Here is a 14,107-nt window from a genome sequence, read left to right on the forward strand (position 1 = left end):
TTAAATCCGCCAGTCCGGCGCCGGATTGATCAAGGTCAATTCTGAAGAATTCGATTTCAGATACGCCTGCGGCGAGTCTACTCTCGCGGAAAAGGAACGGTGAATGGCGCAGGTCTCCTCAAGTCAGAAGAAACGGACGCCGGCGCAGACGCTCTCACCAAGGAGATTGCCCTACACCCCGCCGCCCGGATTGTTCAAGGAACGGGCCGAGCGTGTCGCGCATACACATGTCACGATGGATCGCGCCCTCGACAAGGGGGTGACGGCCATTCAGGCTCGGTTTACCGCAGGCCTCTCGCCCATCGCCCTTGCCATGGCCTATTCGGATTGGGCCCTACATCTGGCATCGGCCCCCGGCAAGCAACTGGAACTGGTCGAGAAGGCCGGGCGCAAGATGTGGCGCTTTGCAAATTACGCCGCGCTCTGCGCGCGTGATCCCGACACGCGCGAGACCTGCATCACCCCCCTGCCCCAGGACAAGCGTTTCCGGGGCGAGGCCTGGCAGAAATGGCCCTTCAACGCGATGTCGCAGGCCTTCTTGCTGAACCAGCAATGGTGGCACAATGCCACCACCGGCGTCGAAGGCGTGACGGCAAAGCACAGCGACGTCGTGACCTTCGCGGCCCGGCAGATCCTCGATGTGTTCTCGCCGTCGAACTACCCGGCCACGAACCCTGAAGTGCTGGCCCGGACGGTGCATGAGGGCGGCATGAATCTTGTCCGGGGCTGGCAGAACTACATGGAGGACCTCTCGCGCGTCCTCACGGACAAGAAACCGATCGGCGCCGAGGCCTTTCAGGTGGGCCGCAACATGGCCATCACGCCCGGCAAGGTCGTCTATCGCAACCACCTGATCGAACTGATCCAATACGCGCCCACCACCGACAAGGTGCGGCCCGAGCCGATCCTGATCGTGCCCGCTTGGATCATGAAATACTACATCCTCGACCTTGGCGAGACCAACTCGCTGGTCCGATATCTCACGGCGCAGGGCTTTACCGTCTTCATGGTCTCGTGGAAAAATCCCGACGCCGATGACCGCGATCTGGGTATGGACGACTACCTGTCGCATGGCATCATGGACGCGCTGGACGCTGTCGGCACGATCTGCAAGGGGCAGAGGGTGCATGCGGTGGGCTATTGCCTCGGGGGCACGCTGCTGTCGATCGCAGAGGCGGCAATGGCCCGCGATGGCGGCGAGCGTGTCAAGAGCCTGACCCTGCTGGCCGCGCAGGTGGATTTCACCGAGGCGGGCGAGCTGACGCTGTTCATCGACGAAAGCCAGCTGACCTTCCTCGAGGACATGATGTGGGACAAGGGGTATCTTGACACCACGCAGATGGCCGGCGCGTTCCAGCTCTTGCGCTCGAACGACCTGATCTGGTCACGGGTGATCCACGATTACATGATGGGCGAGAGATCGGGTATGAATGACCTCATGGCATGGAATGCCGATGCCACGCGGATGCCCTACCGCATGCATTCCGAATACTTGAGGCGGCTTTTCCTGAACAACGATCTGGCCGAAGGGCGCTATTACGTGGGCGAGAATCCCATCACGGTGTCGGATATCCGCGCGCCCGTCTTCATGGTCGGCACCGAGCGTGACCATGTCGCGCCGTGGCACTCAGTCTACAAGTTCCACCTTTTGTCGGACACGGAAGTGACCTTCGTGCTGACAAGCGGCGGGCACAATGCCGGTATTGTCTCCGAACCGGGCCATCCGCGCCGTCATTTCCGGATCGAGACCAAGGCCAAGGACGCACCCTATACCGATCCGGACCGCTGGATAGCCCAGACGCCCGAACAGGAAGGCTCATGGTGGCCCGCGCTGACGCGGTGGCTGAGTGAGAGATCGGGCGACCCGGTCACGCCGCCCACGATGGGGGCCAAGTCTCATCCACCGCTTTGCGACGCGCCCGGCACCTATGTCTATCAGAAGTGAGCCCCCCGTGATGCTGCACGATTTGCTGAAGGGCAAGCGCGGCCTTGTCGTGGGGATTGCCAACGAGCATTCGATCGCCGCAGGCTGCGCCGCCGCCTTTCACGCGGCGGGTGCCGATATTGCCGTCACCTACGCCAACGAGACATCGCGCCCCTTCGTCGCCCCGGTCGCGGCCCGGCTGAAGGCGCCCCTGTTTCTGCCGATGGATGTAGAGGTGCCCGGCCAGATGGAGGCCGTCTTTGCCGAGATCGAGCGTCTGTGGGACAAGCTGGATTTCGTCCTGCACTCCATCGCCTTCTGCCCGCGCGGCGATCTGCACGGGCCGGTCAGCGAATGCTCGCAGGAAGGGTTCGCGCAGGCGATGGATATCTCGGTCCATTCGCTGATCCGCATGACCCGGCTTGCCATTCCCCTGATGCCTGAGGGCGGCAGCATCCTGACCATGAGCTATTACGGCGCCGAGAAGGTGGTCGAGCACTACAACATCATGGGGCCGGTCAAATCGGCGCTAGAAGGCACCGTGCGCTACCTTGCCGCCGAGCTGGGGCCGAAACAGATCCGGGTCAACGCCATCTCGCCCGGGCCGCTGCAGACGCGGGCGGGGTCGGGCATCGCCCATTTCGACGAATTGATCGACGCCGCCCGGCGTCGCGCGCCCGAACGAGAGCTTGTCAGCATCCATGATGTCGGCAACATGGCCGCCGGGCTGGTCAGCGATCTGTCGTGCAAGGTCACCGGAAACACCGCCTATGTCGATGGCGGATATCATGTGCTGGCCTGACGCCGCACCCACCCCTTTACGCCCAAGGACAGGACATTCAATGCAGTTCATCGAGAACAGAACCTTCGACGAGATCGAGATCGGCGAGACGGCCGAGCTGACCCGGACGCTGGCCCCGAAGGATATCGAGCTGTTCGCCGTGATGTCCGGCGATGTGAACCCCGCGCATGTGGATGCGGAATACGCCAGCTCGGACATGTTTCACAAAGTCATCGCGCATGGCATGTGGGGCGGCGCGCTGATCTCTGCGGTGCTGGGCACGGAGCTGCCGGGGCCGGGCACGATCTACCTGAACCAGAGCTTCAGCTTTCGCCGCCCCGTCGGGCTGGGCGACACGATCGCTATCCGCGTGACCGTCACCGAAAAGAAGCCGGAGCATCACCATGTCGCGCTGGACTGCGTCTGCACCAATCAGAAAGGCGAGGTCGTCATCGAGGGGCAGGCGCTGGTGGTGGCCCCGACACAGAAGGTCCGGCGCCCCCGTGTCGCCCTGCCGGAGGTGCATCTGCACGAACGAGGCGCGCGCTTTGACGAGTTGAAACGCGCCACGGCGTCGCTGGCGCCGGTGCGCACCGGGGTGGTGCATCCTTGCGATGCGCTGTCACTGAAAGGGGCACTGGAGGCCGAGAAGCAGGGCATGATCGTCCCTGTTTTGATCGGCCCCCGGGACAAGATCATGGCCGCCGCCGCCGAGGCCGGTGCCGATCTGAAAGACTCCGAAATCGTCGATGTGCCGCACAGTCACGCCGCCGCCGAGACGGCCGTGGCGCTGGCGCGCGCGGGCGAAGTTGCAATGCTGATGAAGGGCAAGATCCACACCGACGAATTGCTGGAACCTGTCGTGCACAAGGAGACCGGACTGCGCACCGAGCGCCGGATGAGCCATGTCTTCGCGTTGGATGTGCCCAGTTATCCGCGCCCCCTGCTGATCAGCGATGCGGCGATCAACATATTCCCTGATCTGGAGACCAAGGCCGATATCGTGCAGAATGCCATCGAGCTGGCCCACGCGCTGGGCATCGACCTGCCGCGCGTCGCGCTTCTGTCCGCGGTCGAGAGCGTGACGCCCAGCATCCCCTCGACCATCGATGCCGCGGGCCTGTGCAAGATGGCCGAGCGCGGGCAGATCACCGGCGGTCTGCTGGACGGCCCGCTTGCCTTCGACAATGCGGTCTCCGAGGCTGCCGCTGCCGCCAAGGGGATCGTGTCGCAGGTGGCCGGGCGCGCCGATATTCTGATTGCGCCCGATCTGGAGGCCGGCAACATGATCGCCAAGCAACTGATCTATCTGGCCGGGGCGGATGCCGCCGGCATCGTGCTGGGCGCGCGCATCCCCATCGTGCTGACCAGCCGCGCCGACGGTGTGCTGTCGCGCCTCGCCTCGGCCGCGATTGCGCAGCTCTACGTTCATCATCAGGCAAAGGTCCACCCGGTATGAGCGGCGATATCCTGACGCTGAACGCCGGCTCGTCCAGCGTGAAATTCGCGGTCTTCGCCAGCGATGATCCGTCGCCCAAGCCGCGGATGCGCGGCATGATCTCGGGCATCGGCGGCACGCCGGTCTTTACCGCGCGCAGCGCGGATGGAGCAGCACTGGACGCGAGCGATCTGGCCGCGCTGGAAGCATCAGCAGATCACGATACGGCGATTGCCCTCCTGCTGAAGTGGCTGACCACCCATCGCGGCGACACGGATCTCATGGCCGTCGGTCACCGGGTCGTGCATGGCGGCCAGCACTACACGCTGCCCACTCTGTTGACCGAGAGCGACATCAAGCAGCTAGAGGCGTTCGTGCCCCTCGCCCCGCTGCACCAGCCGCATAACATCGCCGCCATACGTGCCGTTGCCAAATGGCAGCCGGACGTGCCGCAGATCGCCTGTTTCGACACCAGCTTTCACCGCAGCCAAGCCCCGCTGGCCCAGATGTTCGCCCTGCCCCGCGCCCTGACCGATGAGGGCGTCATGCGCTACGGATTTCACGGGCTATCCTATGATTACATCGCCAGCGTTCTGCCGCAGCATCTGGGGGATATGGCGTCCGGCAGAGTTGTTGTCGCGCATCTGGGCAACGGGTCCAGCATGTGTGCGATGAAGGACCGCAAAAGCGTGGCGACCAGCATGGGCTTTACCGCGCTGGACGGGCTGATGATGGGGCGCCGCTGCGGCGCGCTGGATCCGGGCGTGGTCCTCTATCTGATGCAGGCCAAAGGGATGCAGGCCGCCGAGATCGAGACGCTCCTCTACAAGCAATCTGGCCTGCTGGGCGTATCGGGCATGACCAATGACATGCAGGTCCTGCAGAAGAGCGACGCGCCAGAGGCGCGCGAGGCGATCGAGCTTTTCTGCTATCGCGCCGCCGTCAGCCTCGGGGGGTTGCTACCCGCCATCGGAGGGCTTGACGCGCTGGTCTTTACTGCCGGGATCGGCGAGAATTCTGCACTGATACGCACGCTGATCTGCCAGCATCTGACATGGCTGGGCGTGTCGCTGAACGAGGCGGCAAACAGCCGCCATGCCGAGACGATCAGCGCAGCAGATGCGCCGGTCAAGGTCTGCGTCCTGCCAACCAACGAGGAGGCGGTCGTCGCCAATGCCTGCCGCAGTATCCTGACGAGCGGTCCGTTGCCCTGATCGCGGATCATTGACCCATGTCAATCATCCATGATGCAGCCTTGGATAACTTTACCGTGGCAAAAGACCGAATCAGAGAGGCTGCCATGACCAAGAGTGACAAGACTGAAAAGGCTGACACCCCGGCCGCTGCCATGACTGATCTGATGCAAACGATGCAGGCCTCCGGCATGCAGTCCATGCCCGCGCTGGGAACCAACTGGATGGAGGCCATGTCGGATATCGGAAGCGAGATGCTGAGTTTTACCGCCGAGCGCATTCGCCAGGACGTGCAGGTGCAGCATGATCTGCTGCACGCCAAGGGCATCTCGGAAATTCAACATATCCATGCCCGGTTCTTTCAGAAGGCTATGGACGACTACATGGCCGAGACGGCCAAGCTGATGCAGATGGGTCAGCACTTTGCCCCCAAGGCCGAGAAGGGTGAATAGTAAGACACGTGGTCTTTATCGTTTGACTCTACCGGGCTCCTTCCTGATCGAATGGCAGGCGCACGATTGACCTGCGTCAATCGCGGCCCGCTGCCTTGCGGATAGACTGCCTTTGACCAACCAAGGACTCGGAAAATGAAAAACAGCACGATTCTGATCGCGATGGGCCAGAACGCCTCGAATGGCGAAGTGGCGCGAAAACTCGAAGCCATACGCGCGCTGGAGGCGCGGGCGGTCATCATGATCGTCGGCGAGCTGCCCGTTTTTCCCTACTACGCGATCGGCGTACCAGCCTATGGAACCTCTGATATCCCGATCAGCTGGCAGGAAGAGATGACGACTTACAAGGCCGCGATGAAGGCTAGGGAAGACGAGATGGAGGGCCTGCTGGCGCAGCACGATGTGTCGGGCGATGTGACGAGCGTATCGTGCGAGCCTGCCATGGTGGCGGATGCCGTCGGGCGCCGGGCCATGCTATGCGACTTGATGCTGGTCACCGAGGATCTGCGCAAGCCTGACACGCTGTTTCGGCAGGTGGTCTATGGAGTCCTTTTCAACTCTCCCATCGCTTTGCTGCTGAACGATCACGATGCGGTCGCTCTGAACGCACCCAAGCGGATCTTTGTCGCGTGGAGCACCGATCTGCATTCAGGACGGGCCGTGCATCTGGCCCTGCCATTCCTGCGCACGGCCGAAAGCGTCATCATCGGCACGGTCGATCCGGTCAAGAACGAGTTCGGCGATGGCGAGGACCCCGGTGTGGACGTCGCGCGCTGGCTGACACATCACGGCTGCAACGTGACGGTGCAGCAATATCCCAGCGGCGGCCAGACTGTCGGCCAGTGCATTCTGGACCGTGCCGAAGAGGTCGGGGCCGATCTGGTCGTAATGGGCTCTTACGGCCATTCCCGCACCCGCCAAGCGTTCTTTGGCGGCACGACCCGGACGATGGTCGACCAGACGGATCAGGCGGTGTTCCTGGCCCACTGACCGCATCCATTACTGCTATACGCCAAACAAGAGGCCCGGCCGCATCCAGCGACCGGGCGTTTTTCTATTCAGCAGGCTGTGCGACGGACGCGTCATTCGCTCCAATCATGGACATGTACGTCGCGGCCCGAATGCCCTTCCAGGATCTTGACCGCCACTTGCTCCTTGGCCTTGTCGGCTGTGCGCACCCAAAGCAGAATACCACCATTGCGGATCTGTTCGGCGTAATAGTCCTTGTGATGCTTGTCCGCGCGGCGCGCGAGCAGAGCGCCGACCACCGCGGCGGGCCCGCCGCCGATGGCAATCGCCGCGATCGAGGCGGCCAATGTGCTGACCGGCGTCAGCATCGCCGCCATCGCGATATAGGACCCGAGAAAGAAGAAACCGCCCGCAATCGCGCCCTCAAGTTCACCCATCGCCTCTTCGGAAACGAAGGCCGCGCGGGGTGCGTCCGGGTTGTCCTCCAGATCCTCCGCCCGCCAATAGGATGAGCCAAGCGTTTCCTCCATCGCCTTCTTGCCTCCCAGAAGGCTGAGGTCATAGCGACTGAACCCGGCCGCGCGCAGATCGTAGACCGCGGCCTGCAGCGTTTCGAAACTGTCGAAGACACCCACGGCTTCGGGGATGTTGATGTAGGATGAATGATGCTCTTGCGTCTCGGCGGTCATGGCGGCTCCCCTGAAAAATTCGGCCCAATCTAGCCCCTCGGACGCGCGGTCGATTGACGGACGTCAATTTCTGGACAGGTGTTTACTCATCCGGCCCCGACATCGGAATCGCGTATTGACCGACCGCCTCGAGCACCTGCAAGCGCCGGCGCAGCGCCGCGTTCTCATCGACCAGCGACAGCACAGCGGCGATGCCCGGCACGTTCAGGCGCAGATCGACCTGAAGACGCTGCACCTTCCGCACCACCGTGATGCTGGTGCTCTCAAAGCGCCAAGCGGGCTTGCCCTGCCCCTCGGGCTCGAGAATGCCCTCCTCGACCAGTTCCACCACCCATTCCGCCGAGGATCCACAGATGCGGCACAGATCCACCAGCGTCAGCTGATCGACCACCTCGCTCATCGGCACCAAATCGTGTGAGTTTGCCATGATCTATGCCCCCATGCTTGCGCGCGGATCGTAATCCGTCTCGCGGGCCAGTTGCTGGTAGAGATCGCGCGCCTTCTCGCTTTCGATCGGCGGGATGACGATCTTGATCACCGCGTAAAGATCGCCCGGCTTCTTGCCGGGGATCCCGCGCCCCTTGAGGCGCAGCTTCTTGCCGGACTGGCAATGCTTGGGCACCGCCAGTTCGACCCGCCCACTGGGCGTCGGCGCGTTGATCCGCGCGCCCAGCGCCGCCTCCCATGGGGTGACGGGCAGCTCGACATAGACATCGCGGCCCTCGACGCGGTAGGCCGGATCTTCGCGGATCGCCACCTCAAGATAGAGATCGCCCGCCTTGCCCTGCCCGATCCCCGGCGATCCCTTGCCGGCGATGCGGATATGCTGGCCCTCGGCCACGCCCTTGGGGATCGTGACCCGGATCGTGCGCTCACGCATCACCAGATGGCCGCTCGGGTCCAGCTCGGGCGCGCGCAGGGTGAAGTCGCGCGTGCCGCCCGAATAGGCTTCGGCGAGGTCGATGACAATCTTGGCGTGGTGATCCTGTCCTGGCGCGTTGAACTGATGGGCCGAGCGCGGACCTGCCGACTGGCGCCCCCGCCGCGCAAACAACTCCTCGAAGAAATCGCCAAAGCCGCTGGGATCGGCCTCGGTATAGCCACCGCCGGAAAACTCGAACCCCTCGTCCCAGTCGGGCGGCGGGCGGAAGGATTGCCCCTCTTTCCAATTCGCGCCCAGCTGATCATAGGCCGCGCGCTTTTCGGGATCCTGCAAGACCTCATAGGCCTCACCAAGTTCCTTGAATTTGCGCTCGGCCTCGGCGGCATCGGCGCCAGGGTTCATGTCGGGGTGATACTTTCGGGCCAGTTTGCGATAGGCGCGCTTGATCTCGTCTTGGGGCGCGTCCCGCGCGACCCCCAGAACCTTGTAATAGTCTTTGTAGTCCATCGATCGTCTCATTCCCGTGCGGCGGCAGGCCCGTCACCGACCCAAGTTAACTAAAAATCCACCAGCGCAATTGATCAACCGCAATCCGCCTGTTTTTTCACCGCTTCGGCGGGCCTCCGCGAGTTCGCGCGCCATCAAAGGGGGTTTTCCCGATGCACCCGGTGTTCCTTGTGGTAAATCAAGCCTATGGACATCGTCATCGTCACCACGATCATTTCTGCGCTTTTCGTCGTCATCGGTGTGGCCGAGCCGTTGGCGGCGCGTTTGCGCCTGCCCTACAGCGTTATTCTGGCGATCTTGGGTATCCTCATCGGAGCCGGCGCGATCTTTTTCCTTCGAACCGACCTGACGGATGCGCTGAACCCCGTGGCGGGGGCGATCCTTGGCCTGCCGATCCGCTCGAACGTGTTCCTCTACGTCTTTCTGCCGACGCTGCTGTTTCAGGCGACACTGGGCATGAACCTGAGGCGCATGCTGGACGATTGGGTGCCCATCCTGATGCTGGCCGTCGTGGCGGTGGTCGTGGCGACGGTGGCCGTGGGCTATGCCCTTTTCTGGGTCAGCGCCCTGCCTTTGGCCGCCTGTCTGCTGATCGGGGCCATCGTGTCGACCACCGATCCATCGGCGGTCGTGTCGATCTTTCGCTCGATCTCGGCGCCGCGCAGGCTGGCGCGGATCATCGAGGGTGAAAGCCTGCTGAACGACGCCGCCGCTATTGCGCTTTTCGGTCTCTTTATGGGGTTCGTGATGCTGGGCAGGCCCGATCCGACCCTCACAGACGCGCTGGCGCAGTTCCCCATGCTGATCGCGGGCGGCGCCGCCATCGGCTGGTTGGCGGCACGCATCGCGGTCTGGATGATGTCTGCTTTCGCACGCTACGAACTCGCACAGGTCACCATATCCGTGGCGCTGCCCTACCTTGCCTATATCTGCGCCGAGCAGCTGGTCGGCGCATCCGGGGTCATCGCCGTGGTCGCCGCGGGTCTGACGCTGAACCTCAGCGGGCCGGGGCGCCTGTCGCCGCAGTCATGGGCCAATCTGGGCGAACTTTGGAGCGTTCTGGCCCATTGGGCCGGCGCACTGATCTTTATCCTCGCGGCGCTGCTGATCCCCCGCCTGCTGGAGGAGGTGCGGGTCAGCGATTTCGCCCTGATCGGCGTGGTGATCCTCGCCGCGATCGCCGCGCGGCTGGTCATCCTCTTCGGCCTCTTGCCCACGCTGACATTTCTACGTCTGTCGCCTCAGGTCGAGCGTCCCTACCGCGTCGCAATCCTCTGGGGCGGGCTGCGCGGCGCGGTCACGCTGGCGCTGGCCATGGCCGTCACCGAAAGCTTTCGCATCCCCGTCGAGATCAAGCGCGTGGTCGGCATCCTTGCAACCGGGTTCACTCTGTTCACGCTGATCGTGCAGGGTACCACGCTGCGCACGGTCATCGGCTGGCTGGGGCTGGACCGGCTGTCGTCCGTCGATGAGGCCCTGTCGCGGCAGGTGGTCGCCGTCGCCCTGCAGACGGTGCGCGAAGACGTGGCCCGCACCACCGAGAACTACGAGCTAACCCACGATATCGTCCGCTCGGAGGCGAAGCGATTTGGCGAACGGCTGGACGGAGCGGTCAGATCGGCGGAGGACAGCATCGACATCCTAGACCGCGACAGGGTGGCGCTGGGCCTCATTGCACTGGCAGGTCAGGAGCGGGAGACGATCCTTGTACGCGTGCGCGAACGTACGATTTCGGCGCGCATGGCCGAAAAGGTCCTGTCCGAGGCGGACCGGCTGATCGAGGGCGCGCGTACCGGCGGGCGCAGCGGCTATCAGCGCGCCGCCCGGCGCAGCGTCGCCTACGGGCGCGGCTTTCGCGCTGCGGTCTGGTTGCATAGTCGCCTCGGCCTGTCACGTCCCCTCGTGCTGATGACAGCCGACCGGTTCGAACTGCTCCTGTCGCAGCGGCTGGTCCTGCGCGATCTGGGCGCATTCATCGACGGGCGCATCCGGCGCATTCATGGCCGGCGGCTGGCCGATCTGCTGCAGGAATTGCTGTCGCGGCGGATCGAGGCGGTCGAGACAGCGCTGGAAGGGCTGCGCCTGCAATATCCCGGCTACGCCGAAGAGCTTGAGCGCCGCTTCATCCGCCGCACGGCCCTGCGTCTGGAAGAGCGCGAGTATACAGCGATGCGCGAGGACGGGCTGATCGGGGCCGAGGTACATACCAAACTGATCGAGGATCTGGCCGCCCGCCGCGCCGCCGCCGATAAGCGTCCACGTCTCGATATCGCGCTGCAGCGGATCGAGCTGGTACGGCAATTCTCGCTCTTTGCCGATCTGGATGAAGCGGCACTCAAGAGGCTGGGCGCCGCGTTCAAGACACGCTACGCGAATGCTGGCGATATCATCACCCGCAAGGACGCGCAGGCCACGGGCGTTTTCTTCATCGCCTCGGGCGCGGTCGAGTTGGAGACGGCCGGGCAATCCTGGCGGCTGGGTCGGGGCGAAATGTTCGGCCAGATGGCCCTGTTGCTGCACAAGGCACGCGTAGCCGAAGTGCGCGCCATCGCCCCCTCTACCCTTCTTGTGCTCGACGAGGTCCGGTTCCGGCGTCTGCTGAAACGCAGCAAGGCCCTGCAGGAGGCCGTGCGCCTCAGCGCCGAAAAACGGGGAATCGACCCCGAGTTGCTCATGGCGACCGATGCGAAAAAGCCAGCCTAGAGAAGATGTGCGATCAGGCCACGTTGCGCATCCAGCGCAGGCGCCGCTAAACTTGCCACGGGGCGATGCCAGACCACTCTTGCGCCGCGCGGACAGGCCCCTTGCCGCGCCAGAAAGGGCCAGACCATCGTGACTTCATCCGACACCGGCATGCCGAGCTGGACCTTTCACGCCGACCGCGACACCATCGTCTCCGAGCCGCATGCGCGCCCATCCATCCCCATCGACGCGCAGGACGAGGTGTTTCATCTGGGCCTGACATGCGGGCCCGAGGCGCGCGCGCAGCTGCCGGATATCCTCGGCATCGCGTTTGAGGAGCAAAGTGCGCGGCACTGGATGGCGCAACGAGACGGCTACCGGCTCAAGCTTGAGCAGCATACCGAATTCGTCTCGATTACGCTGGTCTGTGCGCAAGGCGCGTCCGGGGCTGTCTGCACCGATCTGCTGAAACAGATCGCCGCGACGCCGGATATAGAAGTGCTCAGCCTGACCCGCGTCGTGATGAACGCCGCTTCCAATGGGGCCAAGACGCCCCCGCGCACCCGCCTTTTCGGGGGCATCATGCGCGGCGGGATGGAGGTGCGCTCGTCGCTTGCTCCCGACGCCTCGGGGTTCATCACCTATGACGTGCGCGCACCGGACGGATCCCCCGATGAGGTCGGGCGGCGCGTGCAACGGCTGATCGAGATGGAAACCTACCGGACACTATCGCTGCTGGGCCTTCCGATGGCCCGGCGCACTGGAGAGGATCTGGCGCGCTATGAAAGCGGGCTGATCGACATCGTCAACGGCATGAGCTCGGACCAGCCCGGAAATGACGAAAAACTGTTCGAAGGCCTGTCGCGGCTGCTTCAGGACAGCAACGCCCTGCGCGCCTCGACCCGGTTCCGCTTTGCTGCCAGCCGGGCCTATTACAACCTTGCTCAGCAGCGGCTCGATTCGCTGGAAGAGGCCAAGCTGGACGATCTGCAGACGCTCAACGGTTTTGTCCGCTCGCGGCTGGACCCCAGCATGGCCACGATCGAGAGCGTCGCCACCCGCCAGAAGACCCTGATCGACGATCTGTCGCAGGCCCTGTCCCTCTTGCGGACGCGGATCGATCTGGCGGTGAACCGCGACAATCAGGCGTCGCTGAAGTCGCTGGATGCACGCAACCGCCAGCAGGTCATGATCGCGCAGACGGTCGAAGGGCTGTCGGCGGTGGCGATCACCTATTACGCCGTGGGACTGTTATCCTATGTGCTGAAATCGGTGTCGTCGAACCTGCCGGTGCCGGTATCGCACACCACGCTGGTCGCGATATCGGTGCCCGTTGTCCTGATTGCGGTTTGGACATCGCTGCACCGCATGCGCGCCAAGTGGCACAAGGAATAGCGCGGGTCGATGGTGCGGGCGGCGGGACTCGAACCCGCACGGGGACAAGCCCCAACAGATTTTAAGTCTGGTATGTCTACCATTCCATCACGCCCGCATCGCGCCGGACCATAGCCGCATCGGGCGCCGTGTAAAGCGCCTTGGCTCGGTGTCAGAGCGCGTCCTCGCTCTGCTCCAGCACTGGCAGGAGGGCACGCTCGGAGAGCCAGGGGTTCATGTCGAGCGCAGCGCGCAGGGCCAGCGCCGCCTCGCCCTTGCGGCCCAGCGCCACCAATGTCAGCGCCTTGCCCGTCAGCGCCGCCACATGGCGCGGGCTGCGCACCAGCGCGGCGTCCAGATCAGGCAGCGCAGCGGCGTAATCCTCGCGCAGGTAAGAGATGAAGGCGCACTGGTTGTAGCCCTCGGCATAGTCCGGGCAATAGGCCACCAGCGCCTCGAAGGCGGTCATGGCGCCGTCGTAGTCATAGGATTGCCGCCGCTCCATACCCTCGTCCAGCAGCTCCTGCGCGCGCGCATCAGGCGCATCGGCCCAGAGCGCCCACATTCTATCCGACACCGCCATACCCGCGCTCTGGTCGGGCGCGCCCTGCGCTTCGGCGACCAGGTCAGCCAGCGCCGCAGAATGATCGGGTGCGGGTGGGCAGGTCTCGGCGGCCAGCGGCGTGGCAAACCACGTGGCCAGCAAGCAAAGGAGCATGGCGAACTGTTTCATAGGGCGTCCTCCGGTGCGTTCTCCTTGACGGCCTGCATGGCGACATAAGTACTGGTGCCGGCGACATGCGGCAGGGTCGAGATTCGGTCGGCCAGCATCTGGCGATAATCGTTCATGCTTCGCGTGCGGATCTTCATAAGGTAGTCGAAATTCCCGGCGATCAAGTGCACCTGCTCGATCTCGGGGATCTGGCGCACTGCGGCGTTGAACTCGGCCAAAGCCGCCTCGCGCGTGTCCGTCAGACGCACCTCGACAAAGCTGACATGATCGAGGCCAAGGCGGATGGGGTCGATCATCGCGCGGTAGCCGGAAATGACACCGCCTGTTTCCAGTCGCCGCAGGCGCTGCTGCGTAGGCGATTTCGACAAACCGATTCGGTGCGCCAGATCGGTGATACTGATGCGTCCATCGGTTGCCAGAACCCGAAGGATCGCCTTGTCGAACTTGTCCAATTCGCTTTGCATCGTCATCGCCCTAAATTA

13 protein-coding genes and 1 tRNA gene are annotated in these 14,107 nt (G+C 63.8%); 8 read left to right on the forward strand and 6 right to left on the reverse strand.

Going from position 1 to position 14,107, the window contains the following annotated elements:
* Positions 1–103 precede the first annotated feature (103 nt).
* The 6 genes from ACEWPM_RS15155 (at position 104) to ACEWPM_RS15180 (ending at position 6,778) form a co-directional block, all read left to right on the forward strand.
* On the forward strand, positions 104–1,945 hold the full coding sequence (locus ACEWPM_RS15155; protein ID WP_393962886.1) for a PHA/PHB synthase family protein: 1,842 nt from the start codon (positions 104–106) through the stop codon (positions 1,943–1,945).
* 22 nt (positions 1,946–1,967) lie between these two features.
* On the forward strand, positions 1,968–2,726 hold the full coding sequence (gene fabI, locus ACEWPM_RS15160; RefSeq protein ID WP_393962964.1) for an enoyl-ACP reductase FabI: 759 nt from the start codon (positions 1,968–1,970) through the stop codon (positions 2,724–2,726).
* 40 nt (positions 2,727–2,766) lie between these two features.
* Positions 2,767–4,164: a bifunctional enoyl-CoA hydratase/phosphate acetyltransferase gene (locus ACEWPM_RS15165; protein ID WP_393962887.1), complete on the forward strand. Its 1,398-nt coding sequence runs from the start codon at positions 2,767–2,769 to the stop codon at positions 4,162–4,164.
* Positions 4,161–5,357, forward strand: a complete 1,197-nt coding sequence (locus ACEWPM_RS15170) for an acetate/propionate family kinase (RefSeq protein WP_393962888.1) — start codon at positions 4,161–4,163, stop codon at positions 5,355–5,357. The genes ACEWPM_RS15165 and ACEWPM_RS15170 overlap by 4 nt, the downstream gene beginning before the upstream one ends.
* An 86-nt stretch (positions 5,358–5,443) precedes the next feature.
* Positions 5,444–5,788, forward strand: a complete 345-nt coding sequence (locus ACEWPM_RS15175) for a phasin family protein (RefSeq protein WP_393962889.1) — start codon at positions 5,444–5,446, stop codon at positions 5,786–5,788.
* Between the two features lie 135 nt (positions 5,789–5,923).
* Positions 5,924–6,778 (forward strand): universal stress protein, encoded by an 855-nt coding sequence (locus tag ACEWPM_RS15180; protein ID WP_393962890.1) that lies wholly within the window; start codon positions 5,924–5,926, stop codon positions 6,776–6,778.
* Between the two features lie 92 nt (positions 6,779–6,870).
* On the opposite strand, the gene ACEWPM_RS15185 is transcribed toward ACEWPM_RS15180, so the two are convergent.
* The 3 genes from ACEWPM_RS15185 to ACEWPM_RS15195 form a co-directional block, all read right to left on the reverse strand.
* Positions 6,871–7,446 carry a hypothetical protein gene (locus tag ACEWPM_RS15185; protein WP_393962891.1) on the reverse strand — a complete coding sequence of 192 codons (576 nt, stop codon included), beginning with the start codon at positions 7,444–7,446 and terminating at the stop codon, positions 6,871–6,873.
* A gap of 82 nt (positions 7,447–7,528) precedes the next feature.
* Positions 7,529–7,873, reverse strand: coding sequence for a chaperone modulator CbpM (locus ACEWPM_RS15190; RefSeq protein WP_393962892.1), 345 nt, complete (start codon positions 7,871–7,873; stop codon positions 7,529–7,531).
* Positions 7,874–7,876: 3 nt separating this feature from the next.
* Positions 7,877–8,836 carry a DnaJ C-terminal domain-containing protein gene (locus ACEWPM_RS15195; RefSeq protein WP_393962893.1) on the reverse strand — a complete coding sequence of 320 codons (960 nt, stop codon included), beginning with the start codon at positions 8,834–8,836 and terminating at the stop codon, positions 7,877–7,879.
* Positions 8,837–9,022: 186 nt separating this feature from the next.
* On the opposite strand from ACEWPM_RS15195, the gene ACEWPM_RS15200 reads away from it, so the two are divergent.
* A complete protein-coding gene (locus ACEWPM_RS15200) occupies positions 9,023–11,539 on the forward strand; it encodes a cation:proton antiporter (RefSeq protein ID WP_393962894.1) in 2,517 nt (838 codons plus the stop codon).
* Positions 11,540–11,668: 129 nt separating this feature from the next.
* On the forward strand, positions 11,669–12,913 hold the full coding sequence (locus ACEWPM_RS15205) for a DUF3422 family protein (protein ID WP_393962895.1): 1,245 nt from the start codon (positions 11,669–11,671) through the stop codon (positions 12,911–12,913).
* Positions 12,914–12,923: 10 nt separating this feature from the next.
* On the opposite strand, the gene ACEWPM_RS15210 is transcribed toward ACEWPM_RS15205, so the two are convergent.
* From ACEWPM_RS15210 to ACEWPM_RS15220, 3 genes are all read right to left on the reverse strand, one after another.
* Positions 12,924–13,010: transfer RNA gene (locus ACEWPM_RS15210), tRNA-Leu, on the reverse strand.
* A gap of 54 nt (positions 13,011–13,064) precedes the next feature.
* Positions 13,065–13,625, reverse strand: a complete 561-nt coding sequence (locus ACEWPM_RS15215) for a tetratricopeptide repeat protein (protein WP_393962896.1) — start codon at positions 13,623–13,625, stop codon at positions 13,065–13,067.
* Positions 13,622–14,089 carry an Lrp/AsnC family transcriptional regulator gene (locus tag ACEWPM_RS15220; protein ID WP_393962897.1) on the reverse strand — a complete coding sequence of 156 codons (468 nt, stop codon included), beginning with the start codon at positions 14,087–14,089 and terminating at the stop codon, positions 13,622–13,624. Before ACEWPM_RS15220 ends, ACEWPM_RS15215 begins: the two co-directional genes overlap by 4 nt.
* Between the last annotated feature and the right edge of the window lie 18 nt (positions 14,090–14,107).

Source organism: Roseovarius maritimus (genome assembly GCF_043355895.2).
Taxonomy (GTDB): Bacteria; Pseudomonadota; Alphaproteobacteria; order Rhodobacterales; family Rhodobacteraceae; genus Roseovarius; species Roseovarius maritimus.

Coding starts and splice junctions, on each gene's coding strand:
- ACEWPM_RS15215 (WP_393962896.1), bottom strand. CDS start 13,625: ATGAAACAGTTCGCCATGCTCCTTTGCTTGCTGGCCACGTGGTTTGCC.
- ACEWPM_RS15175 (WP_393962889.1), top strand. CDS start 5,444: ATGACCAAGAGTGACAAGACTGAAAAGGCTGACACCCCGGCCGCTGCC.
- ACEWPM_RS15155 (WP_393962886.1), top strand. CDS start 104: ATGGCGCAGGTCTCCTCAAGTCAGAAGAAACGGACGCCGGCGCAGACG.
- ACEWPM_RS15220 (WP_393962897.1), bottom strand. CDS start 14,089: ATGCAAAGCGAATTGGACAAGTTCGACAAGGCGATCCTTCGGGTTCTG.
- ACEWPM_RS15195 (WP_393962893.1), bottom strand. CDS start 8,836: ATGGACTACAAAGACTATTACAAGGTTCTGGGGGTCGCGCGGGACGCG.
- ACEWPM_RS15170 (WP_393962888.1), top strand. CDS start 4,161: ATGAGCGGCGATATCCTGACGCTGAACGCCGGCTCGTCCAGCGTGAAA.
- ACEWPM_RS15165 (WP_393962887.1), top strand. CDS start 2,767: ATGCAGTTCATCGAGAACAGAACCTTCGACGAGATCGAGATCGGCGAG.
- ACEWPM_RS15190 (WP_393962892.1), bottom strand. CDS start 7,873: ATGGCAAACTCACACGATTTGGTGCCGATGAGCGAGGTGGTCGATCAG.
- ACEWPM_RS15185 (WP_393962891.1), bottom strand. CDS start 7,446: ATGACCGCCGAGACGCAAGAGCATCATTCATCCTACATCAACATCCCC.
- ACEWPM_RS15200 (WP_393962894.1), top strand. CDS start 9,023: ATGGACATCGTCATCGTCACCACGATCATTTCTGCGCTTTTCGTCGTC.
- ACEWPM_RS15180 (WP_393962890.1), top strand. CDS start 5,924: ATGAAAAACAGCACGATTCTGATCGCGATGGGCCAGAACGCCTCGAAT.